This window comes from Cryobacterium sp. PH31-AA6, assembly GCF_030063195.1.
Taxonomy (GTDB): Bacteria; Actinomycetota; Actinomycetes; order Actinomycetales; family Microbacteriaceae; genus Cryobacterium.
Genome location: NZ_JASISS010000001.1, coordinates 305,828 through 330,881, shown reverse-complemented (window position 1 = coordinate 330,881; position 25,054 = coordinate 305,828). Strand labels below are relative to the sequence as shown.

Sequence of the window (25,054 nt, the reverse complement as noted above, 5' to 3'; positions counted from 1 at the left end):
CACCGGATGCGGTTCAGGAAAAGGGCGCGCCGGACCCTGGCCCGGCCTCAGCCGCGCAGGTGGATCAGTAGTCGTAGGCGATCGAACAGGTCTGCTGATCGGCGGTCTGGCCGCGCAGGCCGGCGATGGTCTCCTGCGCCGTCGGGTCCGGCGTCGCGGCGGGGTCGACCGGCGCGGCGGGGTCGACCGGCGCGGCGGGGTCCGGTGTGGCCGCCGGGTCGGGGGCTGCGGGGGCGGCCGGGTCGGCCTGGGCGCCGCTGCCGAGGGACTTGTCGTCGAGGGTGAACGGCTGGTCGGTCTTGAGCCTGGTGAACAGCTCCGTGGCGAGCGTCTCGGACGGCACGAGCTTGGCCGCGTCGTCGGGGTCGTCCACCGCCGGGTATTGCACAAAGACGAGCTTGGCCAGGTCGATGTCCTTGAGGGCCAGCGCCATGCTCACCATGGTCGGAATGTTCGCCAGGGAGGTCGACAGCTTGAGGTTCGTGCCGGCGGCGTTGGCCAGGCCGGTCAGCTTGGACACGTCGGTGAGCGTCGAGTTGCTCTTCATCACCCGCATCAGCGAGGACATGTAGGCCTGCTGCGAGGAGATTCGGGAGAGGTCGCTGCCGTCACCCACGCCGTGGCGACTGCGCAGGTAGGACAGTGCCGTCTGGCCGGAGACCACGCTGGTGCCTGCGGGCAGGTTGAGGCCGGAATAGGGGTCGTCGATGGCGGCGTTGAGGCAGATCGGGACTCCGCCGACGGCATCCGCCATCGCCACGGTTCCCGAGAAGGAGATCAACCCGGCGTAGGGAATGTCCAGACCGGTGAGCTCGGCGACCGTCGAGACGACGCAGCCCAGTCCCCCTCGCCCATAGGCACCGTTGACCGCCTCAGCACTCACCGCGGATGCGACATTGCCGGTGGCCGGATCGGTGCACTCCGGCTGGGCGATGACCAGGTCACGCGGAATGCTGACCACAGCGGCGCTCTTGTGGTCGGCGGAGACGTGCAGGAGGATGTTGACGTCATTGAGGGTCGCGTCCCGCTCACCGTAGGACTCGCCCTGGGCGGTGGAATTGTCCACACCGACGACCAGAACGTTGAAGCCCCCGTCGAAGGAGGTGGCGGCCGGGGCCTTCGCGGGCTTCTTGCCATTGGAGATGTCCACCGAGTTCGCGGCGACCTTGGTGGCGAACTGGCTCACGGCGATCGCGGCGACGGATGCCCCACTCACCAGGGCCACGGCCAGCGCGATCGCGACGACCTTGAGCGAGGGCGCCCAGAACTGGCGCCACCGGGAATGGCGCTGGTGACGCACGAGACCGGTGGCTTTGGCCTGGCGACGAGCGTCTCCGCGCCCGGTCGGCTGCTGCACCCGATTAACCACAAAACTCCCTATTTTAGAATCAAAGATCCACCATATAGTCCGTGTCCGTGCGAGACCTGAGGATTGCTGGGGATGCCTCACAGAATGGGACCCCGGCACGTGCGAAACTGCCGGGATGCGCATAAACGGAGTGCACCACATCGCCATCATTGCCAGCGACTATGAAGTGTCCAAGCGGTTCTATCAGGACGTGCTCGGCGCCACCCTCGAGGCCGAGTATTTCCGGGCCGAACGGGACTCGTGGATGGGCAAGCTCGCGCTGAACGGGCACTACCTGATCGAGCTGTTCTCGTTCCCGGACACCCCGCCCAGACGGAGCGGCCCCGAGGCGCTCGGCCTGCGCCATCTGGCCTTCGAGGTCGACGACGTTCCGTCGGCGCACGCCGAGCTGGAGGCGAAGGGGGTCGAGTGCGAAGAACTCCGGGTTGACCCGAACAACGGAAAGGCCATGTTCTTCTTCCGTGACCCCGATGGCCTCCCGTTGGAGATCTACCAGAGCTGAGTCCCCCGCCGCGCTGACGCCGGCGCTAAGCCGGCAGCAGCTCGAAGCTGACGCCGTCGTCCTGCACCGCGATGCGGAGCCGGTCCAGGCTCGGCACCACGAGGTCGGCAACCAGGTCGGCCGCCGCATGGGTGCCCTCGACGCCGATGGTCGCGCATCCGGCGGCACGAGCCGCCTCCAGGCCGGCCGGGGCGTCTTCGACGACCAGGCAGCGTGCCGGGTCGACGCCGAGGCGCTTGGCAGCCTCGAGGAACGGCTCGGGGAACGGCTTGCCCCGATCGGTGTCCTCGATGGTCACGACCGTCGCCGGGATCGGGAAACCCGACGAGGTCAGGCGCAGCAGGCACAGAGTGCGCGTGCAGGAGGTGACGATCGCCCGCCGGTGCTCCGGGATGCTCGTGAGCAGTTCCGCGGCTCCCGGGAGAACCGTGATGTCACTGGTGTCCGCCAGCTCGAGCGCGGTCACCCGCGCGACGGCCTGATCGACCTGATCGGCGGGCACCAGCGTCGCGATCATCTGCCTGGCCGGCACCCCGTGCTCTGCGCCGCGGAAGGACTCCCCCAGACCGGCCTCGTCCGCCCAGCGCCGCCACGACCGACTGACGGCGTCCGTCGAGTCGACGAGGGTGCCGTCCATGTCGAAGAGCACGGCCTCGAACACCCGGCCGAGGAGGGTATTCGAGGTGTCGGGAGACTCTCGAGGTGCGGTCAGGTCGGTCGGGGTGTTCGTCATGGGTGTCCTTCCCCGGGGCCGCGATTGTCGGCTCCGGTCACCATTCGATTCTCTCGCACCATGGCCGGGGGCCCTGCCGGTGCGCGCCAAACTAGGCTGGACGGATGACGATTCCCCCTCTCGCCGCGAAGAAGCCGACCCGGCGCGTGCACCACGACGACGTGTACATCGACGACTACGAGTGGCTGCGCGACAAGGACAACCCGGAGGTCCTCGCCCACCTCGCGGCCGAAAACGCCTACACGGATGCCCGCACCGCTCACCTCGGGCTGCTGCGGGAGCAGCTCTTCGAGGAGTTCACGGGCCGCACCCAGGAGACTGACCTCAGTGTTCCGGTGCGTGAGGGCCGATGGTGGTACTACACCCGCACGGTCGAGGGGCAGGAGTACGGCATCCACTGCCGGGCGCCGATCTCGGGGCCGGACGACTGGGCACCCCCGGTGATTGCACCGGCGAGCGAGCAGGCACCGGTGGGCCTCCCCGGCGAGCAACTGCTGCTCGACGATAACGTCGAGGCGGCCGGGCACGAGTTCTACTCGCTCGGGAGCTTCGATGTCAGCGCTGACGGCACCCGCCTGCTCTACGCGGCCGATACGGAGGGCGACGAGCGGTACACAATCCGGGTGCGCGACCTGGCGACGGGGCAGAACCTGCCCGACGTGATCGAGGACACGGCGGAGGGCGCCCTGTTCGACCCGAGCGGCCGCTTCCTTTTCTACACCACCGTCGACGACGCCTGGCGGCCCGACACCGTCTGGCGGCACGAGGTCGGCGGGGCGGCAACCGTCGACAGCGAGGTGTTCCATGAACCCGACGAACGGTTCTGGGTGGGCGTCGGCGTCACCCGCAGCCGCAAATACCTGCTGATCGAGGCCGGGTCGAGCGTGACCACCGAAACCCGCCTGCTCGACGCAGACGACCCGACCGGCGAGTTCGCCCTGGTCTGGCCGCGCCGCGACGAAGTCGAATACGACGTTGACCACGCCGTGATCAATGGCGAAGACCGCCTGCTGATCGTGCACAACGACCACGCGGTCAACTTCGAGCTGGTCAGTGTTGCCGCGGCCGACCCCGAGGGCGAGCAGCGGATGCTGCTGCCGCACAACGAAGCCGTGCGGTTGGAGGGCGTCGACGCCTTCCGCGACTTCGTCACCGCCGAGTACCGCAGGGACGGGCTCACCCGCGTCGCCGTCGCCCGCACCGGAGCGGGCACGAACGAACTCGATTTCACGGAGCTTTCCTTCGACGAGCCGCTCTTCACCGTGGGCACCGGCGCCAACCCGGAGTGGGACCAGCCCACCGTGCGGCTCGGTTACACGAGCCTGGTCACCCCGTCGACCGTGTTCGACCACGTCGTCGCCACCGGCGAGCGCCGCCTGCTCAAGCAGCAGCCGGTGCTGGGCACCTTCGACGCGAGCCTGTTCGAACAGCGCCGCGAGTGGGCGGTGGCCGGTGACGGCACCCGGGTTCCGATCTCCCTGGTCTACCGGCGCGATCTGGTCACCCCCGGGGTGCCGGCACCGACCGTGCTCTACGGCTACGGAGCCTACGAACACAGCATCGACCCGGGCTTCAGCATCCCGCGGCTGAGCCTGCTCGACCGAGGCATGGTCTTCGCGATCGCCCATGTGCGAGGCGGCGGTGAGCTGGGCCGCACCTGGTATGACGCGGGAAAGAAGCTGCACAAGCGCAATAGCTTCACGGATTTCATCGACTGCGCCAGGCACCTGATCGACCAGGGCTACTCGTCACCGGACCGGCTCGTCGCCGACGGCGGCAGCGCCGGCGGGCTGTTGATGGGCGCGGTCGCGAACCTCGCGCCCGAGCTGTTCGCCGGCATCCACGCCGCCGTGCCCTTCGTCGATCCGCTCACCTCGATCCTCGACCCGTCGCTCCCGCTCACGGTGATCGAGTGGGATGAGTGGGGCGACCCGCTGCACGACCCGGAGGTTTACGCGTACCTGAAGGGGTACTCCCCGCTGGAGAACGTGCGTGAAACGCACTACCCGCGCATCCTCGCCGTGACCAGCCTGAACGACACCCGGGTGCTCTACGTCGAACCGGCCAAATGGGTGGCCCGGCTGCGCGAGGTCGGGGCGGATGCCCTGCTCAAGACCGAGATGTCGGCCGGCCACGGCGGGGTGTCCGGACGTTACGCGGCCTGGCACGAGCGAGCGTTCGACTTCGCCTGGCTGATCGACGCGGCCGGCGCGCGCGAGCAGCACCCCGCGTGAGAACATGGAGCCATGTCGCGCTCCGGGCCTCCAGCGGCATCCCCCGACTGGAAACGCCTCGCCGGACCGCCGGCCGGCCCGGCTGCCGAGGCGGCCGGGCATCCCGCAGCCGGCACCACAGTGCCCGTGTCGATGGGCCTGCAGTTCGAATTGCGCGAGCAAACCCCGCGCACGAATGAGCGCTGGCGTGGGCCGACGGCCCGCACGGTCACGACGGTGCACCCCGGCCACGGCCAGTTCCGGCTCGGGGTTCGCCCGGTCATCCTCAGCGCACACGGCAGCTGGGTGCGCACCAACGTGGCCTGGAACCAGCTCGGATTCCACCTCAACCGGCTGAACCTCAACCCGGAGCACCACCGTTGGCTCAGCCAGCTGCTCGCCCTGCACCGGGCCGTGCGCGGCGTCTACACCAGCCAGGAGGCCGACTGGCTCTACCTCGACGACTTCACCAGCCCCCTGCTCTGGAACCTATTCGACGAGGCCGCACGGATCGGCCTGCGCCTGGTCGGCAACAAGAAGGATGCCGGCGTCGCTCTGGGCCGCGCCGCCACCCTCGGCCTGGACGCGAGCACCGACGGCGTCGACACGGGCCTGCGCCTGGCCACCCGGCTCCGGATCGACGGTGAGGCCTTCCCCGCCGAGCATGCGGGGAATATCGGCAGCCACGGCGTCTACGCCTGGGCGCTCGGCGACCGGCCGGGGGTCACGCTCGCCCCGACGGACGGTGCACTCAGCGCCGAACAGCTCCGGCTTCTCGGCCAGCCCGGCACGGTCGATGTGCCGGAGTCCGACCTGGCCGAGTTCCTGAACGAGTTCTATCCAGTGCTGCGGCACTCCGTTCCCGTGACGAGCACGGATGCCTCCGTGCATTTTCCCGAGGCCGATCCGCCCGTGCTCGTGCTCACCGCACGCTTTCGACCGAAACAGGTCCTCGAGCTCGAGTGGCACTGGGACCACCGGGAGGGTTCCTCGGTTATCCGGAGTCCGCTTCGGAACGCGTCCCCCTCCCCCGGCCCCGCCCCCGGTCCCGACCCCGAGTCGACGATCCTCGCCGCCGCCGAACAGGCGCTCGGCCAGAATGGCCAGCCGCACCCGGGGCCGGCGCCCCGCGTGCTGCACGGTATCGACACGGCCGAGTTCGCCGGGCAGACCCTGCCGAGGCTTCGCCAGGTGCCGGGCGTGCGCGTCGACATCGTCGGCGACCAGCCCGACTACCACGAACTGACCGCGGTGCCAGGCCTCACCGTCACCACGGTCGAGTCGACCCAGCGTGACTGGTTCGACCTCGGCGTCCTGGTCACGGTAGACGGTCGGAGCGTTCCGTTCGGTCCCCTCTTCACAGCTCTGGCCAAGGGCAAGACCATGCTGCTGCTCGTCGACAACAGCTACCTCTCATTGCGCCAGCCGGTGTTCGAGCGGTTGCACGAGCTCATCGACGAGGCCCGCGCCCTGCAGGAGTGGGACACCGGGCTGCGGATCAGCCGTCACCAGGCGGCCCTGTGGTCCGAGTTCGAAGACCTCGCCGACGAGACGGTGCAGGCCGTGGCCTGGCGATCCGCGGTATCGGGGCTGCTCGCCCTCACCACCCCTGGCGCCCTCGCCGAACCGGGGTCCGTTGCGCTGCCCGCCGGGCTCCAGGCCACCTTGCGCCCCTACCAGTTGCACGGTTTCGCCTGGCTGGCCTTCCTCTGGGAGCACCGGCTCGGCGGCATCCTCGCCGACGATATGGGGCTCGGCAAGACCCTGCAGACCCTCGCGCTGATCGCCCACGCCAGCGCGCAGCCGCGTGAGCCGGGCCGCCGACCGTTCCTGGTTGTCGCGCCCACCTCCGTGGTCTCGAACTGGCTCGCCGAGGCCGCCCGGTTCACGCCGGGACTGACCGTGCGCGGTATCACCGCGACCGAGGCGGGGGGTGGGACGCCGATCGCGGATGCCGCGGCCGGCGTCGACGCCGTCGTGACCTCGTACACACTCTTCCGACTCGATTTCGCGGCCTACCAGGCCGCGGGCTGGGCCGGGCTGATCCTCGACGAGGCCCAGTTCGTCAAGAACCGGGCCTCGAAGGTGCACCTCTGCGCCAGGAATCTGGACACCCCATTCAAGCTGGCCGTCACCGGCACGCCGATGGAGAACAACCTGCTCGAACTCTGGGCCCTGTTCGCAATCGTCGCCCCCGGGCTCTTCCCCTCCGCCCGCCGGTTCGCCGAGGACTACCTTCGCCCGGTCGAGGCCGGCACCAACCCCGCTCTGGTCGCCCGGCTGCGCCGCCGGATCCGGCCACTCATGTTGCGCCGCACCAAGGACGTCGTCGCGACCGAGCTGCCGCCCAAACAGGAGCAGACCCTCCAGATCGAGCTGAACCCGCGGCACCGCCGGCTCTACGACACCTTCCTGCAGCGGGAACGGCAGAAGCTGTTCGGCCTGATCGAAGACCTGGACCAGAACCGGTTCATCGTCTTCCGGTCGCTGACCCTGCTGCGCATGCTCAGCCTGGATCCCTCCCTGGTCGACGAAAAGTACGCCGGGGTGCCGTCGAGCAAACTCGATGCCCTGTTCGAGCAGCTGGTGGACGTCGTCGCCGAGGGGCACCGGGCGCTGGTCTTCAGCCAGTTCACCTCATTCCTTCGCAAGGCGGCGGCCAGGCTCGATGCCGCGGGCATCGCCTACTGCTACCTCGATGGGTCGACCCTGCAGCGTTCGGCGGTGATCGACCGGTTCAAGCAGGGCACCGCCCCCGTCTTCCTGATCAGCCTGAAGGCGGGCGGGTTTGGCCTCAACCTCACCGAGGCCGACTACGTCTTCCTGCTCGACCCGTGGTGGAATCCCGCCACCGAGACACAGGCCGTCGACCGCAGCCACCGAATCGGGCAGACGAAGAGCGTGATGGTCTACCGGATGGTCGCCACGGACACGATCGAGGAGAAGGTGATGGCGCTGAAGGAGCACAAGGCGGCGCTCACCGGTTCGGTGCTCGACGGGGGCGGGTTGGCCGGCGACGCCGGGTTCAGCGACGCACTCACGGCCGACGACATCCGCGGCCTGCTCGAACCCTGAGTTCCTGCTCAGTCCGCGAGTTCCTCGGCGATTCCCGCCGCCCAGGCGTCGATCGCCGCCCAATTGCGGAAATCCCCCTCGGGCAACAGTTCGTGGCCAGACGGGATGCGTCGCACCAGCCTGTCCCGACGTCCGAGGACGCTCGGGTCCAGCGCCCCGAAGAACACCTGCCGCCCGCGCGGACTCAGCGCCTCGTCGAACTCATCGAACTGCTTCGGTTCGGACTCCTTCAGCTTGTCGCGCCCCTGGGCGTCCAACTTGTCGAAGCCGAGCGGTCCGCTGCTGAACAGCCAGACCGGCTTGTCGGCCAGTACGGCCAGGTGCGCCCGCACGAACCGCGTCGCGTCCTTGCGCCAGGCCCCCATGTAGACGGCACTGCCGAGCACACAAGCCTCGAAGTCCGCCGGGCTGTCGACGGATGCCAGCGGCCGGGCGAGCGCATCCCGGCCGGCCTCACGCAGCTTCCGGGCGATTCGCTCGGCAATCCCCTCCGTTGCCCCGTACTTACTCGAGAACCCCACGAGTACCGTCATGATTGTCTGCCTCCTGCTTGTCCTGCCTCGACTTTGCTTCAATCGTAATGACCGACCGGCGGCTCTGCCGGTCGGAGTCGCCGTCGTTCGTTTCCCTGGGTTTTTCTCGGCACGCGGCCCGACACGGCGCCCGACTCGCGACTTTCTGCCCCATCGATCCGGCATCACGCTGCTACTCTGAACACACGCCAGTCCGGGAGCTCCATTGCACGTGAATAAATTCGCACTTTATCGGGGTCCGGTACTCGGGTACTTCCGCCGGTCAGCCATGTGGCTGTCGTGGGTCATGGGCCTCCTCGTTTTCGCCTACACGGGTACCCTGCTCCTGGACGGAAACGGCTTCGACCTGCTCATCGACGGTGTGCTGTCGATGCTCACCCAGCTGGTGCTGCTCACGGTGTGCTGGATGGCGATCGGCCGCGCCGGGCGCGGCCATCCGGAGCTGGTGCTGACCGCGGTCGCCGTGTCTGGCGTCGTCGCCGCCAACGTCTACGAGCTGTCCGCTCTCGGTCGCGGCGAAGTGCTGACCTTTCCCTCTCCGACCAACGTCGGCTACCTTCTGTTCTACGTGCTGATGACCATCGTGATCGGGTTCCGGGTGCGCCGCAGGGCCCGGGGGCTGGACTGGTCCGTACTCCTGGACGGGGCCGTCGGCGCGCTGGGTGCGGCGTCCGTGCTGGCGGCGTTCCTCACCCCGTTCCTCGACTCCGTCGGCGGGGCCTCGCCTGACGCCTCCGGCAGCATCGCGGTTGCCTACCCGTTGTTCAGTCTGGTGCTCGCCCTGGCCGTCGGCGGAGTCGCCGCGTCGCAGAGTTCCGCACCCGACCGCCGCTGGATCCTGCTGGTCCTCGGACTGATGATCTTCGCGTCCACGGACATCGTCTTCGGGATCATGGGCGGCCGCTACGTCGTCGGCACTCCCCTGGATGCGGGCTGGATGATCGGCCTTGCCCTCGTCGTCGTCTGGCTCGACGCGTCGACGCGGCCGGATGCCGCTCCGGGCCACGCAGCCCGAAACGCGGCCGCGCTCGTGCTTCCCGCGGTGTCGACCATTGCGGCGCTCTGCGTGCTCGTGCTCTCGAGCCAGGTGACGGTCAGTCCGTTCGCGATCGCGCTGGCGGCGACGACGCTGGCCCTCGCCACGCTCCCGCTCATCTCCCGGCAGCGGGCCCTCCGCCGCCAGCTGCGCACCGATGACCTCACCGGCCTGCCCAACCGCCGGGCCCTGTACGCCGCCGTGGACGGGCAGCTTGCGGCCGACCGCGAGCGACCGCGTTCGCTGCTCCTGCTCGACCTCGACCGGTTCAAAGAGGTCAACGACAGCCTCGGCCACGATGCCGGTGACCGGCTGCTCATCCAGGTCGGCTCCCGCCTGGCATCAGAGTTGGCTCCGGGCGACTTTCTCGCCCGACTGGGCGGTGACGAATTCGCCATCCTGCTCAACGATTCCGGGCAGCTCGAGGCCGAGTCCGCCGCGCTGCGCCTCCGCGCCGCACTCGCCGCGCCATTCACCCTCGAGGGCATCGCCCTGCAGACCAGCGCGAGCATCGGCATCGCGCTCTACCCCGAGCACGGCGACGACCTGACCGGGCTGCTGCGACGGGCCGACATGGCCATGTACAAGGCCAAATCGAGCCACAGCGGGCACCACCTCTACCGCAGCGCGGACAATAAGCACGGCTCGACCCGGCTCCGCACCCTGCAGGAACTGCGAACGGGGCTGGCCGGCGACCAGCTCGTGCTTCACTATCAGCCCAAGATCGAGCTCAAGACCGGCACGGTGAACGGGGTCGAGGCCCTCGTGCGCTGGAACCACCCCACCAGGGGGCTGCTCTTCCCCGACCAGTTCCTCGCCCTGGCCGAGGAATCCGGCCTGATGCATTCCCTGACCCAGGTGGTGCTGTGCCAGGCCCTGGACCAGGCGGTCGTCTGGCTGGCCGCCGGGCGCTCATTCACCGTCGCGGTCAATCTCTCGGCCAGCTCCCTGGTCGACGCCCAACTGCCCGAGCGGGTCGCCGAGATGATCGAGAGCCGCGAACTGCCCGCATCCGCCCTCACCTTGGAAATCACCGAGGAGTTCCTGATGGCAGACCGGGAACGCGCCAAGGACGTCCTGGCCCGGCTGCGCGGCGGCGGCATCCGGATCTCCGTCGACGACTTCGGCACCGGTTACAGCTCGCTCGCCTACCTGCGAGACCTTCCCATCGACGAGCTCAAACTCGATCAGTCCTTCGTCTTCCCGATGGCGGAGGACGCCAGGGCCGCGGCCCTCGTCGCGTCCACCATCGACCTGGCCCACGGCCTGGGATTGCGGATGGTGGCCGAAGGCGTCGAGAACGAAGTCGCCTACGACGAGCTGGTGCGTTACGGCTGCGACTACGCGCAGGGCTATTTCATCTGCCGACCCGTTGCGGCGGCAGACCTGGACCTGTGGCTCGCCCAGCGTGAGATTTCGGCGGGCACCGCGTGAGCCTGCGAAACATTGCCGCCGGCGTGACCTCGGCGCGGATCCACTGGTCGCTCTGGGTCATGGGCGGCCTGGTCCTTGCCTACACGGTGGGCCTGATGATCCCGGACTCGGGGTTCAACCCATTCGTCGACGGGTTCCTGGCGATGGCCTCGGTGTGGACCTGCGTCGCAGTGAGCTGGTTCGCCGCCTACGGGGCAGGTCGTGGCCGTCGGGTCGGCCGAAGCGTGGGCCGCGGAGGCCGGGAAGGTTACGGACGCCCGGAGTTGCTCCTCGCCGCCGCCGCGGTGACCGCGAACACGCTCGCCGATACCCAGGAACTGATCCAGCAGGGGACGGGTGTGGCCACCTACCCCGCGCCGTCGGACGCCGGGTACCTGCTCTTCTACGTCCTGTTCCTGGCATCCCTCGGCGTGCTCGTTCGGCGCCAGCTGCGCGGCTCCACCAGATCGATGGTCCTGGACAGCGTCGTGGGGTCACTCGGCGCCGCCTCGCTACTCGCGGTCGTCCTTACCCCCGTGCTCGACGAGGCCGCCGCCGCGCCGCCGTCCCTCGGCACCGCGGTCGCCCTCGCCTACCCCCTGCTCGATTTGCTGTTGCTCGCGGCCATCGCCGGGATCATCGCGTCCCACGGGGCGGAGACCGGCCGCCGCTGGATTTTGCTCGTTTCCGGACTGCTGCTGTTCACGGGCGCCGATGTGGTGTTCGCGCTCGCCCCGCAGGCCTATGTCATCGGCACTCCCCTTGACGCCCTCTGGACCATCGCGATCGCCATGATCACCCTGTGGATCGTTCGATCCGGCACGCCCCAGTCGACCTCCCCCCGCCCGGCGGGGAGCGTCTCGGCCGTCGCCGTTCCGACCGTCTCCATCCTGGCCGGCCTGGGCGTGCTCATTCTGGCCAGCCAGGTTCCGGTGTCCAACCTCGCCGTGGTGCTGGCCGCACTCACGATGGGCGTGGCGACGATCCCGCTCATCGGCAGGCAACGGGCGCTCCGAATGCTCTCCCGCACGGACGAGCTCACCGGCTTACCGAACCGGCGATCCTTCTACGCCGACGCGCCGGGCCGACTCGGCTCCGTCGAAAGCGGCCGGCAGAGCGCCCTGTTGCTGCTCGACCTCGACCGGTTCAAGGAGATCAACGACAGCCTCGGCCACCACGTGGGCGACCGGCTGCTGGTGCAGGTGGGCGCACGCCTGGCGAGCCAACTCCGGGCCGCCGATCTACTGGCCCGGCTCGGCGGCGATGAATTCGCCATCCTGCTCGCAAACTCGGGCAGCGACGAAGCCGTCGTCGTCGCACGGAAGCTTCGGGTGGCACTGGCCGAACCCTTCCTTCTCGAAGGCATCACGCTGCATTCCAGCTCCAGCATGGGCATCGCGGTGCACCCCGACAACGGCGCTGATCTGACCTCCCTGATGCGCAAGGCCGATATGGCCATGTACAAGGCCAAGTCCGCGCGCACCGGTCACCACGTCTACCAGAGCGACGACGACAGCCACGGCGACGTTCGCCTGCGCACCCTGGAAGAGCTGCGATTTGCCGTCCAGGCCGACCAGCTGGAGCTGCACTACCAGCCCAAGGTCGACCTGGCCACGGGCGATGTGCGGGGCGTCGAAGCTCTCGTTCGCTGGAATCACCCAACCCGTGGTCTGCTTCTGCCGGAGCACTTCCTCGACCTCGTCGAGGAAGCCGGCCTCATGCCGACCCTCACCCGGATCGTGTTGGAGAAGGCACTCGACCAGGCGGCACTCTGGCGGGCTTCTGGCGAATCGCTGACGATGGCCGTGAATCTCTCGGCCAGCTCCCTGGTCGACCGCGACCTGCCCGATCGGGTCGGCGCCATGATCGCCTCACGCGGCCTCGCGGCATCCGTGCTGACCCTCGAGGTCACCGAGGAGTTCCTGCTGAACGACCGGGAGCGAGCCAGGGACATCCTCACCCGGCTGCGAGCCCTCGGCGTGCGCATCTCCGTGGACGACTTCGGCACCGGCTACAGTTCCCTGGCCTACCTGCGCGACCTTCCCATCGACGAGCTCAAGCTCGACCAGTCCTTCGTCTTTCCGATGATCGACAACGAGCGGGCCGCCACGCTTGTTTCCTCCGCGATCGCCCTGGCACACAGCCTGGGGTTGCAGATGGTGGCCGAGGGAGTCGAGAACAGCGTCGCCTACGCCGACCTGGTGAGCTTCGGCTGCGACTACGCGCAGGGTTATCTGGTTTCCCGGCCGGTTCCCGCCGAGGAGCTGACCGGCTGGCTCGCAGACCGCAAGCTCACGGCGATCATCGGCGGCAGCTGAGCGTCGATCCCGCCGCCCCGGCCCGTCAATCCCAGAGCCGGGGCGCTCGACCTTGCCTGCCGTCCCGCCGGGGAGTAGACAACGATTAGACCGGTTTCCGCTGGTGGCGTTCGCCGCGATTCGGTGACGGCCGATTGGGGATGATGATGGACTCTCGGTGCCCTCCGGGTCGGATCCGCCGCAGGGTCGGCCTCCTGCTGGGTCTGTCCGTGGTCGTCGCGCTGACCGGCTGCGCGCCATGGCAGCCGCTTGTCAGCGGAACCGAACCGCCGTCGAGCACGGCGCCGGGGACCGCTGTCCCGTCGCCGACCGACACGACGCCCGGCACCCCGCCCGGCACCCCGCCGCCGGATGAGACCGAGCCGCCGCTGACCGGCGACAGGGTGATCTCGTCGCGACTGTCCCAGGACTGGATCTGGCCCGGCCCCGGCCGGCCGATCACGGTGCTGCACGACAACGCCATCCCGATCGCGCCGCCGCCCGAGCCTCCCTTGCCCTACCTCTACTCGATCGGGGTGGGCGCGCATCCGTCGGACACCCCCGCCTTCGACCAGATGAGCTTCCGCTTCGCGGGGGGTTTCCCCGGCTACGAGCTGGAATTCGTGCCCCGGCTCGTCGGCGACGCCAGCGGCCTGCCGATCCCGATGCCCGGCACGAACACGGTGCTTCGGGTCGTCTTCCACTCCGCGCAGGCCCACACCGAGGACGGCCGGTCGAGCATCGTCGCCTCCCCGCCGCCCTTCGTCGGCTTCACGGCAATCAAGCGGTACACGCCCGCCGGCGATTTCGAGGGCTACGTCAGCTACGGCATCGGCATCGGCCGCCCGATGGAAGCGAGGGCGCTTACCCCGGTTCGGGTCTACGAGGTGGAGAAGATCGAGCAGGGCCGTCACCTGTACGTCGTGGCCATCCAGATCGATGCGAGACACTGGAAGTAGGCAACCGTTGTCGCCAGAGATGAGGCCCTCCACTCCATGGACGATCAGGCACCGCTCGACCCGGCAGCGCTCGCTGATGCACCGCTGAATTCGTCGATACCCGATCCCTCCGTCGTCGACGTGGAGGAGATCGTGCGCCTGCTCGGCACGGATGTCACACTCGGCCTGACGCCGGAGGATGCCGCCGAGCGTCTGGCCGCCGATGGCCCGAACGAACTCGACGCCGCCCCGACGACGCGGACGTGGCGCAAGGTGCTCGCGCAGTTCCAGGACCCGCTGATCTATCTGCTGCTGGCCGCGACCGCGGTGTCGGTCGGGGCCTGGCTGATCGAAGGCGCGCCCGGCCTGCCCGTCGACGCCATCGTCATCGCCGCGATCGTGGTGCTCAACGCGGTGCTCGGGTTCGTGCAGGAGGCCAGGGCAGACAATGCCGTTGCCGCCCTGGCCGGCCTGACCGCGGCATCCTCCACCGTGCTGCGCGGAGGCGAGTTACTCAGCGTTCCGAGCCGCAGCCTCGTGCGCGGCGATCTGCTGGTGCTCGGCGAGGGCGAGCGCATCGGCGCGGATGCCCGGCTGGTCTCGGCGAAGTCCCTCCGCGTCGAAGAGGCCTCGCTCACCGGGGAGAGCGGCACCGTCAGCAAGGACGCGCACACCCTGACCGAGCCCGCAGCCCTCGGCGAGCGCCGAGATATGGTCTTCAAGGGCACCGCCGTCAGCCAGGGCGTGGGCCGGGCCGTCGTCACGAGCACCGGCATGCACACGGAGGTCGGCGCCATTGCGACCATGCTCGAGTCCACCGTGGCCAACCCGACTCCCCTGCAAATCGAGATCAGCGCCATCGGCCGGATGCTGAGCAGGGTCGTGATCGCGATCGCGATCGTCGTGATGCTCACCATCGTGCTCGTGCAGGGGGTCTCCACCCCGGCCGGTTTCGTCACCGTGTTCCTGCTCGGTGTGTCGCTCGCCGTCGCCGCGGTGCCCGAAGGGCTGCCGGCGATCCTGTCGGTGATCCTCTCGATCGGGGTGCAGCGGATGGCCACCCGGAACGCGGTCGTCAAGAACCTGAAGTCCGTGGAGACGCTGGGGTCGGCATCCGTCATCTGCTGCGACAAGACCGGCACCCTGACCCGGAACGAAATGACCATCCAGCGGGTGCTGACCGCGTCGGGACGAGTGGACCTCACGGGGGTCGGCTACCGGCCGCACGGCGACGTGCTGCTGGGCGGCGAACCGCTCACCGACCCGGCAGTCCTGGCCGAGGTGCAACTCGTGCTCGGTGCCGGGGCCCTGGCCAACAACGCTCAACTGACCGAGCAGGACGGCGACTGGCAGATTCAGGGCGACCCCACCGAGGCGGCCTTCCTCGTCGCCGCCGGCAAACTCGACGGCACCCACGGCAACATGGCCCGCTTCAAGCGGATCGATGAGATGCCCTTCACCTCCGACCGCAAGATGATGTCCACCCTGCATCAGGAACGAAACGACGGAACCCTGCGCATCTTCAGCAAGGGTGCGCCCGATGTGCTGCTGCGGCTCTGCTCGGAGATGCAGGTCGGCGACGTCGTGGTTCCGATGACCGACCAGCTGCGCAGTCAGGCCCTCGCCGACGTGCAGGAGCTGACCGAGCAGGCCTACCGCACGCTGGGCGTCGCCTACAGCCGCGCCGACGGGACCACCACGCCGCTCGGCGAAGACGACGAACACGACCTCGTCTACGCCGGCGTGGCCGGGATCATCGACCCGCCGCGGGCCGAGGTCAGGACGGCGATCGCAGAGGCGCACCGGGCCGGAGTGCGGGTGGTCATGATCACCGGCGACCACCCGGTCACCGCCGCCAGGATCGCCGGCGACCTCGGCCTGGTCGGGCCGGACGCGACGGCCCTCTCCGGCCTCGAACTCGACCGGCTCGACGAAGCCGGGATGCGGGCCGCCGTGCGCACCACGTCGGTCTTCGCCCGGGTCTCCCCCCACCACAAGCTGCGCATCGTCGACGCGCTGCAGGCCAACGGGGACATCGTCGCGATGACCGGCGACGGCGTCAACGACGCACCCGCCCTGAAGTCCGCGGACATCGGCGTGGCGATGGGCATCACGGGCACGGAGGTGACCCGGGAGGCGGCGAAGATGATCCTCCTCGACGACAACTTCGCCACCATCGTCGCCGCGGTTCGAGCGGGCCGGGTCATCCTCGACAACATCAAGAAGTTCCTTCGCTACCTGCTCTCCTCGAACATGGGCGAGGTGCTCACCGTGTTCCTCGGAGTGCTCTTCGCCGGCGCCCTCGGCCTGGCCGGGGCGAGCACCGAGGCCGTGGTGCTGCCGCTGCTGGTCACCCAGATCCTCTGGATCAACCTGGTCACCGATTCGGGACCGGCCCTGGCCATGGGGGTCGACCCCGAAATCGACGACGTGATGGCCCGGGCGCCGCGCGACCCGAACGCTCGGGCGATCGATCTGAGGATGTGGGTGGGCATCCTCTACACCGGCCTCGTCATGGCCGTGGTCACCCTCGCCACCATCGACCTGTTCCTGCCCGGTGGACTGCTCCCCGGCGGCCAGGACAGCCTGGCCGTCGCTCGCACCGCCGGCTTCACCACGCTCGTCTTCGCCCAGCTGTTCAACACCCTGAACGCCCGTTCGGCATCGACCAGCGCGTTCCACCACCTGTTCGTGAACCCGTGGCTCTGGGCGTCACTCGGCCTCGCGGTGCTGTTGCAGTTGGTCGTGGTCGAGCTGCCCCTGCTCCAGACCGCGTTCGGAACGGCCTCGCTCGATGCCGGACAATGGGCGATCTGCGTGGGGATGGCATCCGTCGTGCTGTGGGCGGAGGAACTGCGCAAGCTGCTCCTGCGCGCACTCGCCCGCCGCTGACCCCACCCGACCCCGTCCGCCCCCGTCGCCTGTGCCCGTCGCCCCTGTGCCCGCTCGCCCCTGTGCTCACTCGCGGCACGTATTAGGGAAGCGGGCGCGCGTTCCTCGGCGCGCCCGCTTCCCTAAGGTGGGCCGCGACGGGCGGCCCGCGGCACGCGCCGACCTCGCCGCCGGTATGGCAGACTCGAGCGCATGAATCCGAGTGGGCAGAGCGCGGTGGTGTCGGTGAGCCGAGACGAGCGGCATCGGTTCAGCAAGCCCGTCACCGCCGGCATCCGCCTGATCGAGGGTTTCGGTGTGGAGGGTGACGCCCACGCCGGCGCAACGGTGCAGCACCGCTATCTCGTCGCCAAGGACCCGACCGCCGCCAACCTCACCCAGGTGCACTTCATCCCGGCCGAACTTTTCGCCGAGCTGGCCACGCTCGGCTACCAGGTCGATCCGGGCGAGCTCGGCGAGAACGTCACGACCCGTGGAATCGACCTGATCCATCTGGCTCTGGGCACCCGCCTCCACCTCGGCGACGACGCCGTGGTGCAGATCACCGGGCTCCGCAGCCCGTGTTCCGAGATCAACGGCTATCAAAAGGGCCTGATGAAGACGCTGATCGGCACGGATGCCGCCGGCCAGGTCGTGCGCAAGGCCGGCGTAATGGGCATCGTCGTTCGCGGCGGCACCGTGACCCCCGGCGACGCGATCCGGGTCGAGCTGCCGGCCGGGGAACAGCTGCCGCTCGGCGTCGTCTGACCGCCCAGTCCGACCCACCCGCCTCACCGACGCGCGTGCCTGACCCGGCGCCCGCCCGACACCGACGCAAACACCCACCTCAGCGCCCCCGCGCCGCTAAGGTGATCAGGGGGAACCACGTGCGAGCGAAAGTGCAAGAGATGACGAGATCCGCCCTGGCCGCCGCCTTCCGCTGGCACGCCAGCTGGCCTGCCTGGCTGCTCGGGTCCCTGATCTCGGTGTACGCGGTGGGCCTGGTGCTGAAGGGCGAAGCAGACAGCGCGGTGTTCGACAATGTGTTCGCGACCCTGACCCGTTGGCTGCCGGCCATCATCTGCCTGCTGGCGCTCCTGAAGGTTGATCGGCCTCGCGCGGAGGCCGTCCTGGTCACCATCGGCATCACGGTGAACGCCATCGCCGACAGCTACTTCTACTTCGTCGTACACAACACCGCCGTCCGACCGTTCCCGACAGCCGCCGACGCGGGCTACCTCGTCTTCTACACGCTGATGCTCTGCGCGCTCGGAGTGTTGGTGCACCGGCAGCTCCAAGGGCTCTCGCGTTCGGTTCTGCTCGATTCGGCCGTCGGCGCTTCCGGCACGGCCACGATCCTGGTCGTGATCCTCACCCGCATCACGAGTTCCGCGACCGCGGGCCCCGAGACCCTCGCCAGCACGGTGATCACCGCCTACTCCGTGCTGGACATCCTGCTCGCGGCCACCCTCGCCGGCCTGGCCACCTCCCGCGGCCTCTTCATCGGGCGTCGATGGATACTTCTGGTCGCGGGTCTGGCCTTCTTCACCAGCGCCGACCTCGCGTTCTTCCTCAGCGATTCTGGCGCCATCTCCCTCTCCCGCGCCCCCCTCGAAGTCGGCTGGGCCGGCGGGCTGGCGCTGATCGCGCTCTGGGTGTTCGCCTCCTCAGGGCCCGAAAGTTCGCGAGGCCGCAAACGCGTCCCCGGCTCCGCCCTGCTGGTGCCGGGGATCGCCACGATCGCCGGGCTGGCCGTGCTGATCGCCGGCACCCGCACGCACGTGTCGACGCTCGCCGTCGTGATGGCCGCACTGACGATGACCCTGGCCACCGCGCCGCTCGCTTTCCGGCAGCGGGTGCTGAGCCACCAGGCCCGCACCGACCAGCTCACCGGACTTCCCAACCGGCGGGCGCTCTACGCCGAGGCCTCCCCACGGCTGGCCTGCGCCGAGCAGACCGGAACCGCCCTGCTCTTGATGGACCTCGACCGGTTCAAGGAGGTCAACGACAGCCTCGGCCATGACGTCGGCGACCGCCTGCTCATCCAGGTCGGGCTCCGGCTGACCCGCCAACTCGGACCCGGCGACCTGCTCGCCCGGCTCGGCGGCGACGAATTCGCCGTTCTCCTCGCGAAGGCCGACCCGCACGACGCGATCGTCAAGGCGATCGTCCTGCGCGCGGCCATCGCCGAAACGTTCACCCTGGAGGGCATTGCCCTGCACACCAATGTGAGTATCGGAATCGCCTGCTATCCGGAGCAGGGCACCGATTTCAACGGGCTGCTCCGCAAAGCGGACATGGCGATGTACAAGGCCAAGACGTCCCGCGTCGGCTACCACGTGTACACAAACGCCGACGACAGCGACTTCGGCACCCGGCTTCGCACCCTGCACGAACTGCGCGTGGCCCTGGTGTCCGACCAGCTGGTGCTCCACTACCAGCCGAAACTGGATCTGACCACCGGTGAGGTGCACAACGTGGAGGCCCTCGTGCGCTGGAACCATCCCTGCCGCGGGCTGCTCCAGCCAGGGGAATTCCTGCCACTGGTCGAGGAGGCCGGGCTGATGCAGGAGATGACCCGGATTCTGCTCGCCCAGGCCCTCGACCAGGCGGCGGTGTGGATGCTGCGCGAGATCCGACTCACGATTTCCGTCAACCTGTCCCCCAGCTCCCTGCTCGACGCGGCACTGCCCGAGCGGATCGCCGCGATGCTCGACGCTCGCGGTCTGCCGGCCTCCGCGCTCATCCTCGAAATCACCGAGGAGTACCTGATGCAGGATTACGCCCTCGCCCGGGCCAGCCTGACCCGGTTGCGCGATATCGGCGTGCGCATCTCGATCGACGACTTCGGAACCGGGTACAGTTCCCTGGCCTACCTGCGCGACCTGCCCATCGACGAGCTCAAGCTCGACCGCTCGTTCCTGACCCCGATGCAGGACGACCCGCGGGCGGCCGCCCTGGTGGCGTCCACGATCGACCTCGCCCACAGCCTCGATCTGCGGATGGTGGCCGAGGGAGTCGAGACCGCCGATGCACTGGCCGAGTTGTCCCTCTACGGCTGCGACCAGGCGCAGGGCTACTTCATCTCCCGCCCGGTGCCCGCGGCCGAGCTGGTGACGTGGCTCACGACCCGCGGTGCGTCCTTCCTCGCCGAGGAAGGCGCACACGCCACCAACTGACGCCCTACGGCGCGGTCGTGGTCTCCGCGGCATGGAACCACGGCGGGTACACGGCGACCTTCGGCTTGTGGGTCGAGCCGGCGAGGATGCCCCGCACCTCATCGCGCACCTTGTCGTTGGCTACGCCGACGAGGGTGATCAGCTCGAACGGGAATGTTTCGGCGACGAGCAGTTCGGCGCGCAGGATCGCGTCGGAATCCGCATCCGCCCGAAGGCGGCGAAGCAGGGAGTCCGAGGCATCCGGCGTGGCACCGATGCGGGTCAGGGCACCCGCGGCATCGCCGTCGGTCACCGCAACCGCGGCGGCGGCCGCGTCGTCGGCCGCAGCCCGGGCGTCACGCAGCTTCTTGACCGTGCTGACCAGGATGACGAAATCGAAGACCTCGGCGCTGTGCGCGTCGGAGGAGAGGCGGGGATCCGCCGTTCCGGTGAGGAGCCCGTCCCAGAGCCTGGCGTTCGGCGACAGGAAGAACGGGACATAGCCGGCGACGCTGGCGCTGCCATCGCCCGCGACCAGCGCGGTGCGACGAGCGTCCCGGTTCGGGGCCGAGGAAATGTCCACGGTCGGGCGCGTCGTCCAGGCCTCGTTCGTGTCGGCCAGCAGGGCACCGCTCTCGAGGATGCCGGCGAGGTTGCGAATGTGAGTGACGTGGTAAATCCGCTGCTCACCGACGTTGTCGGTTGGGGTCTTGGTGCGGCTGACCACCGGCGCGGTGCGGACTGGAGCGGGCCCGCCGAGCGTCACCGTTCGCGGTGACGGCGAGCTGCGCAGCGACGGGGCACGCGCAGCCTTGGCACGGCTGGCTCGGGGCGCCGGCACGGTCGCCGCGATTTCAGGAGCGGCCTTCGGGAAACACAGGGCGCAGAGCCCGCCTTCAAGTCCGTGGATACATTCGTCGCTCAAGCTGAGAAAAACCTTTCGTGTTTTGTGGCCCCCACCGCTTCAAGACCCATGCTCGAAGACCACATATCAACGGTACGGGGGTTTGGGCCCGAATGGTGACCGATCGGGGCAATTGGCGGCGCTTGGGGTTTACTCGCGGATGGGCGGCTCGGCGCGGAATACGATGGGATCAACAGGTCGGGAGGCATCGGGTGGCCGCAGACGAGGTGGCGCTGACCCGGAGTGCGCGCTGGGAACAGTTGACCGACAAGCCACTCCTGGTGCTGGGCTTCGCCTTTCTGGTGGCCTATGCCGCGCCGATCATCACTCCCGGGATCGGCCCGGGCTGGCGGATACTGCTCGAGTGGATCGAGATCGGCACCTGGGCGGCCTTCGCCGTCGACTTCATCGTGCGTCTGTCGCTCGCGCACGACCGGCTGCGGTTCGTGCGCACTCACCTGCTCGATCTGGTCGTGGTCGTTCTGCCGCTGTTCCGTCCGCTGCGGGCGCTGCGCGTGCTCTCGATCGTCATCCTCTCCGCCCGACGGGTGAGCAAGAAGCTCAAGAACCGGGTGATGACCTACGCGGCCGTGACTGCGGTTTCGGTCTGGTTCATCGCCGGGCTCGCGGTCACGGATGCTGAGCGCGGCGCGGTCGGGGCGAACATCCACTCGGTCTGGGAAGGCTGGTGGTGGTCGTTCGTCACGATGGCGACCGTGGGCTTCGGCGACCTCTACCCGGTGACGGCCGAGGGACGGCTCGTCACGGTGGGTCTCGTCGCCACCGGGATCGCCCTGATCGGAACGCTGACCGCGTTCATCGCCGCGTGGTTCGCCTCGGCCAACCGGGAGGCGGAGGAGGAGATCAAGGCCGAACTCGACGTCAGCGAGGACAAACTCGATCTGCTCGCGAACGAGATCGCCGAGCTCAAGGCCATGGTCGCCCGGCTCGCCGCGCGGAGGGGCGGCGACGCGGGCGGCGACGATCCGGAGTGAGTTGGCAGAATCCGCTCTGGACACCAGGTCGCTAACCAGCTTAGGATAAAAGGTGAGCGAAAGTCCGATCTGGTCTGGGGAGTCGCTTCGACATCGGAATTGAGATCCACGATGCACCCCGATGAGTTCCTGCCGAGACCGACCTGCATCTCCTGTTTCAACATCATGGAGCCCCTTGCCGGTCATTGGTGGTGCGACCGCTGCGAGGAGTTCGCCGCCTGACTCGGAGATCCGCCTGGGCGTGAGCGAGAGCTTGTTGGGTAGTCTGGAGGATTCCCCGATCGTCTGCCCAGGCGAGATTTGGAGTTCCATGTCGACAACCGTTCACGGCGTCATCGCTCGGTCGAAGGGCGCCCCCGTTGAGCTCGTCGACATCGTGATTCCCGACCCCGGCCCCGGTGAGGTCATCGTCGACATCGAAACCTGCGGCGTCTGCCACACCGACTTCCACTACAAGGAGGGCGGCATCAACGACGACTTCCCCTTCCTGCTCGGCCACGAGGCCGCCGGCCGGGTCAGCGTGATCGGCACCGGGGTGACCAATCTGGAGGTCGGCGACTTCGTCGTGCTCAACTGGCGCGCCGTGTGCGGCGAGTGCCGGGCCTGCAAGCGGGCCGAGCCCTGGTACTGCTTCAACACGTTCAATGCCACCCAGAAGATGACCCTCACCGATGGCACCGAACTCAGCCCCGCGCTCGGCATCGGCGCGTTCGCCGAGAAGACCCTCGTGCACGCCAAGCAGTGCACCAAGGTGAACCCGGCGGCCGACCCCGCCGCGGTCGGCCTCCTCGGCTGCGGCATCATGGCCGGAATCGGTGCCGCCATGAACACGGGCAACGTGAGCCACGGCGACTCGGTCGCCGTGATCGGATGCGGCGGCGTCGGCAACGCGGCGATCGTCGGGTCCCGGCTGGCCGGGGCATCCGTCATCATCGCGGTCGACCGGGACGCGAAGAAGCTCGCCAAGGCGCAGCAGCTCGGCGCCACCCACACCATCGACTCGTCGGACCTCGACGAGGACGGCGTGGTCGCGGCCGTGCAGGCGCTGACCGGCGGCTTCGGCGCCGACGTCGCCATTGACGCGGTCGGTCGCCCCGAGACCTGGCGCCAGGCCTTCTACGCCCGCGACCTGGCCGGAACCGTGGTGCTGGTCGGGGTGCCGACACCCGAGATGATGCTCGAGATCCCGCTGCTCGATGTGTTCGGCCGCGGCGGGTCGCTCAAGTCTTCCTGGTACGGCGACTGCCTGCCCGAACGTGACTTCCCGATGCTCACCGACCTCTACCTGCAGGGCCGGCTGCCGCTCGACCAGTTCGTCAGCGAGCGCATCGGCATCGGCCACATCGAGGAGGCCTTCGAGAAGATGGCCCGCGGCGATGTGTTGCGCTCGGTCGTGGTGCTCTGATGGTCGCCCGGATCGATCACCTCGTCACCTCGGGCACCTTCAGCCTCGACGGCGGCATCTGGAATGTGGACAACAACGTGTGGATCGTCGGCGACGACGCCGAGTGCGTGATCATCGACGCGGCCCACGACGCCGACGCCATCCTGACCGCGGTCGGCGACCGGATGCTGATGGGGGTGCTCTCCACCCACGCCCACGATGACCACATCGGCGCGCTCGGCGCGGTGTTGGCGGCGCGCGACGCGCCCACCTACCTCCAGCCGGGCGACATGATGCTCTGGGACCGGGTCTACCCGGATGCCCCGCCGACCCGCCCGCTCGAGCACGGGCAGCGCATCACGGTGGCCGGGATCGACCTGGAAGTGCTGCACACCCCGGGCCACTCCCCCGGAGCGGTCTGCTTCTACGCCCAGGAGCTGGGCACGGTGTTCACCGGGGACACGCTCTTCCACGGCGGTCCGGGGGCCACCGGCCGCTCATTCAGCGACTTCCCCACGATCATCGAGTCGATAAGGGACCGCCTGCTGACGCTGCCGCCGGAGACCGTCGTGCTCACCGGGCACGGCGAATCGACGACGATCGGCGCCGAGGCCGAGCACCTCGCCGAGTGGATCGCCCGCGGCCACTAACCCGGTGCGGGCAGGGCCGCGGACGCTTGGCCGCGGACGCTCGACCGCGGCGCCCGGCCTACTGCCGCACGATCGAGCGCAGGAGCCGCAGCGCCACCGACAGTGACGCCATGTCGTCCTGCCCGAGCGCATTGACTTCCTCGAACACGCTCCGGGCCCTGGCGAGCTTTTCCGCGTTGAGGGCCTCCCAGGCGAGCACGCGCTCCTCCGCGCCGCCGGCATCCGTGGCGGCCAGCACGGCCACGGTCATGTCGGCCACCGTTGAATAGAGGTCGTCGCGGAGGGCGGCGCGGGCCAGGGCCTGCCACCGGTCCTTGCGCGGCAGGGCGGTGATGCGCTCGAGCAGGTTGTCGACGCCGAACCGGTCGTACGCCGCGTAGTACACCCCCGCGACATCCGTCATCGGGGCGTCCTCCTGAGCGGCGATCTTCGCCACGTCGAGCAGCGCGAAGGCTTCGAACAGTTCGGTCCAGCGGTGACCGAGGTCCTCGGGGAGGCCCCACTCGTGCGACTTCACCAGCATCGAGTGCAGGCGTTTCAGGTCGCCGCCCTGCACGTAGTCACCCAGGTTGGCGCGGATCAGGTCGATTTGCGGCTTGTACTGTGCGACGACCTCGGCCACCGTTTGGGTGCTGCCGTGGTTGACGTGCCAGCGCACGGCCCGGTCGAGCAGCCGGCGAATGTCCAGGTGGATCGCGGTCCACCGCTCGGTCGGGAACGAGGACGGCAGGGCGTTGAGCTCGTCGACCATCACGTCGAGCTCGAAGATCTCCCGCAGGGCGACAAACGCCCGGGCGATCGCGGCCGGGTTGGCCGAGGTCTCCTCCATCGCGCGGAACGCGAACGTCACCCCGCCGAGGTTGATCATGTCGTTCGCCACCACGGTCGCGATGATCTCCCGGCGCAGCGGATGCGTGTCGAGCTCGGCGTCGAATCTCTCGGCCAGCTGCTTCGGGAAGTACCGGCGCAGGGTGCCGCCGAAC

At 68.9% G+C, this 25,054-nt stretch carries 16 protein-coding genes and 1 pseudogene; 12 read left to right on the top strand and 5 right to left on the bottom strand.

Going from position 1 to position 25,054, the window contains the following annotated elements; translation table 11 throughout:
• Positions 1-64: 64 nt before the first annotated feature.
• The gene (locus tag QMG61_RS01485; protein ID WP_283492553.1) at positions 65-1,357 is read right to left on the bottom strand and encodes an LCP family protein; all 1,293 of its coding nucleotides are present in this window, start codon (positions 1,355-1,357) and stop codon (positions 65-67) included.
• Between the two features lie 127 nt (positions 1,358-1,484).
• On the opposite strand from QMG61_RS01485, the gene QMG61_RS01480 reads away from it, so the two are divergent.
• Positions 1,485-1,871, top strand: a complete 387-nt coding sequence (locus tag QMG61_RS01480) for a VOC family protein (RefSeq protein WP_283492552.1) — start codon at positions 1,485-1,487, stop codon at positions 1,869-1,871.
• Between the two features lie 25 nt (positions 1,872-1,896).
• Here QMG61_RS01480 and QMG61_RS01475 read toward each other — a convergent pair whose 3' ends face one another.
• Positions 1,897-2,604, bottom strand: a complete 708-nt coding sequence (locus QMG61_RS01475; protein ID WP_283492551.1) for an HAD family hydrolase — start codon at positions 2,602-2,604, stop codon at positions 1,897-1,899.
• A gap of 104 nt (positions 2,605-2,708) precedes the next feature.
• On the opposite strand from QMG61_RS01475, the gene QMG61_RS01470 reads away from it, so the two are divergent.
• Both QMG61_RS01470 and QMG61_RS01465 read left to right on the top strand, forming a co-directional pair.
• Positions 2,709-4,838: a S9 family peptidase gene (locus QMG61_RS01470; RefSeq protein WP_283492550.1), complete on the top strand. Its 2,130-nt coding sequence runs from the start codon at positions 2,709-2,711 to the stop codon at positions 4,836-4,838.
• A 12-nt stretch (positions 4,839-4,850) separates the two neighbouring features.
• Positions 4,851-7,892, top strand: coding sequence for a DEAD/DEAH box helicase (locus tag QMG61_RS01465; RefSeq protein WP_283492549.1), 3,042 nt, complete (start codon positions 4,851-4,853; stop codon positions 7,890-7,892).
• Positions 7,893-7,900: 8 nt separating this feature from the next.
• On the opposite strand, the gene QMG61_RS01460 is transcribed toward QMG61_RS01465, so the two are convergent.
• Positions 7,901-8,425, bottom strand: coding sequence for a flavodoxin domain-containing protein (locus QMG61_RS01460; RefSeq protein ID WP_283492548.1), 525 nt, complete (start codon positions 8,423-8,425; stop codon positions 7,901-7,903).
• A gap of 211 nt (positions 8,426-8,636) precedes the next feature.
• On the opposite strand from QMG61_RS01460, the gene QMG61_RS01455 reads away from it, so the two are divergent.
• The 6 genes from QMG61_RS01455 to QMG61_RS01430 all read left to right on the top strand — a co-directional run bounded on the left by QMG61_RS01455 (position 8,637) and on the right by QMG61_RS01430 (position 20,159).
• Positions 8,637-10,895, top strand: coding sequence for a putative bifunctional diguanylate cyclase/phosphodiesterase (locus QMG61_RS01455; protein ID WP_283492547.1), 2,259 nt, complete (start codon positions 8,637-8,639; stop codon positions 10,893-10,895).
• A complete protein-coding gene (locus QMG61_RS01450; RefSeq protein ID WP_283492546.1) occupies positions 10,892-13,192 on the top strand; it encodes a putative bifunctional diguanylate cyclase/phosphodiesterase in 2,301 nt (766 codons plus the stop codon). The genes QMG61_RS01455 and QMG61_RS01450 overlap by 4 nt, the downstream gene beginning before the upstream one ends.
• Positions 13,193-13,338: 146 nt before the next feature.
• Positions 13,339-14,130: an AMIN-like domain-containing (lipo)protein gene (locus tag QMG61_RS01445; protein ID WP_283492545.1), complete on the top strand. Its 792-nt coding sequence runs from the start codon at positions 13,339-13,341 to the stop codon at positions 14,128-14,130.
• A gap of 36 nt (positions 14,131-14,166) precedes the next feature.
• Positions 14,167-17,001, top strand: coding sequence for a cation-translocating P-type ATPase (locus QMG61_RS01440; RefSeq protein ID WP_283492544.1), 2,835 nt, complete (start codon positions 14,167-14,169; stop codon positions 16,999-17,001).
• A gap of 192 nt (positions 17,002-17,193) precedes the next feature.
• Positions 17,194-17,748, top strand: coding sequence for an MOSC domain-containing protein (locus QMG61_RS01435; protein ID WP_283492543.1), 555 nt, complete (start codon positions 17,194-17,196; stop codon positions 17,746-17,748).
• A gap of 140 nt (positions 17,749-17,888) precedes the next feature.
• Positions 17,889-20,159 (top strand): putative bifunctional diguanylate cyclase/phosphodiesterase, encoded by a 2,271-nt coding sequence (locus QMG61_RS01430; RefSeq protein ID WP_283492542.1) that lies wholly within the window; start codon positions 17,889-17,891, stop codon positions 20,157-20,159.
• A gap of 4 nt (positions 20,160-20,163) precedes the next feature.
• On the opposite strand, the gene QMG61_RS01425 is transcribed toward QMG61_RS01430, so the two are convergent.
• Entirely contained in the window at positions 20,164-21,063 is a 900-nt protein-coding gene (locus QMG61_RS01425) for a DarT ssDNA thymidine ADP-ribosyltransferase family protein (RefSeq protein WP_283492541.1), read from the bottom strand.
• 191 nt (positions 21,064-21,254) lie between these two features.
• On the opposite strand from QMG61_RS01425, the gene QMG61_RS01420 reads away from it, so the two are divergent.
• From QMG61_RS01420 to QMG61_RS01410, 3 genes are all read left to right on the top strand, one after another.
• Positions 21,255-22,037, top strand: a complete 783-nt coding sequence (locus QMG61_RS01420) for a potassium channel family protein (protein WP_283492540.1) — start codon at positions 21,255-21,257, stop codon at positions 22,035-22,037.
• Between the two features lie 310 nt (positions 22,038-22,347).
• On the top strand, positions 22,348-23,442 hold the full coding sequence (locus QMG61_RS01415) for an S-(hydroxymethyl)mycothiol dehydrogenase (RefSeq protein ID WP_283492539.1): 1,095 nt from the start codon (positions 22,348-22,350) through the stop codon (positions 23,440-23,442).
• Entirely contained in the window at positions 23,442-24,071 is a 630-nt protein-coding gene (locus QMG61_RS01410; RefSeq protein WP_283492538.1) for an MBL fold metallo-hydrolase, read from the top strand. Before QMG61_RS01415 ends, QMG61_RS01410 begins: the two co-directional genes overlap by 1 nt.
• 58 nt (positions 24,072-24,129) lie before the next feature.
• Here the strand turns inward: QMG61_RS01410 and QMG61_RS01405 are convergent.
• A pseudogene (locus tag QMG61_RS01405) lies at positions 24,130-25,054 on the bottom strand (NAD-glutamate dehydrogenase domain-containing protein); the annotation flags it as partial.

Excerpts from the sequence above, each read along its gene's own strand:
- QMG61_RS01445 (WP_283492545.1), top strand. The coding sequence starts at position 13,339 with ATGGACTCTCGGTGCCCTCCGGGTCGGATCCGCCGCAGGGTCGGCCTC.
- QMG61_RS01430 (WP_283492542.1), top strand. The coding sequence starts at position 17,889 with ATGACGAGATCCGCCCTGGCCGCCGCCTTCCGCTGGCACGCCAGCTGG.
- QMG61_RS01465 (WP_283492549.1), top strand. The coding sequence starts at position 4,851 with ATGTCGCGCTCCGGGCCTCCAGCGGCATCCCCCGACTGGAAACGCCTC.
- QMG61_RS01410 (WP_283492538.1), top strand. The coding sequence starts at position 23,442 with ATGGTCGCCCGGATCGATCACCTCGTCACCTCGGGCACCTTCAGCCTC.
- QMG61_RS01460 (WP_283492548.1), bottom strand. The coding sequence starts at position 8,425 with ATGACGGTACTCGTGGGGTTCTCGAGTAAGTACGGGGCAACGGAGGGG.
- QMG61_RS01475 (WP_283492551.1), bottom strand. The coding sequence starts at position 2,604 with ATGACGAACACCCCGACCGACCTGACCGCACCTCGAGAGTCTCCCGAC.
- QMG61_RS01480 (WP_283492552.1), top strand. The coding sequence starts at position 1,485 with ATGCGCATAAACGGAGTGCACCACATCGCCATCATTGCCAGCGACTAT.
- QMG61_RS01440 (WP_283492544.1), top strand. The coding sequence starts at position 14,167 with ATGGACGATCAGGCACCGCTCGACCCGGCAGCGCTCGCTGATGCACCG.
- QMG61_RS01435 (WP_283492543.1), top strand. The coding sequence starts at position 17,194 with ATGAATCCGAGTGGGCAGAGCGCGGTGGTGTCGGTGAGCCGAGACGAG.
- QMG61_RS01415 (WP_283492539.1), top strand. The coding sequence starts at position 22,348 with ATGTCGACAACCGTTCACGGCGTCATCGCTCGGTCGAAGGGCGCCCCC.
- QMG61_RS01470 (WP_283492550.1), top strand. The coding sequence starts at position 2,709 with ATGACGATTCCCCCTCTCGCCGCGAAGAAGCCGACCCGGCGCGTGCAC.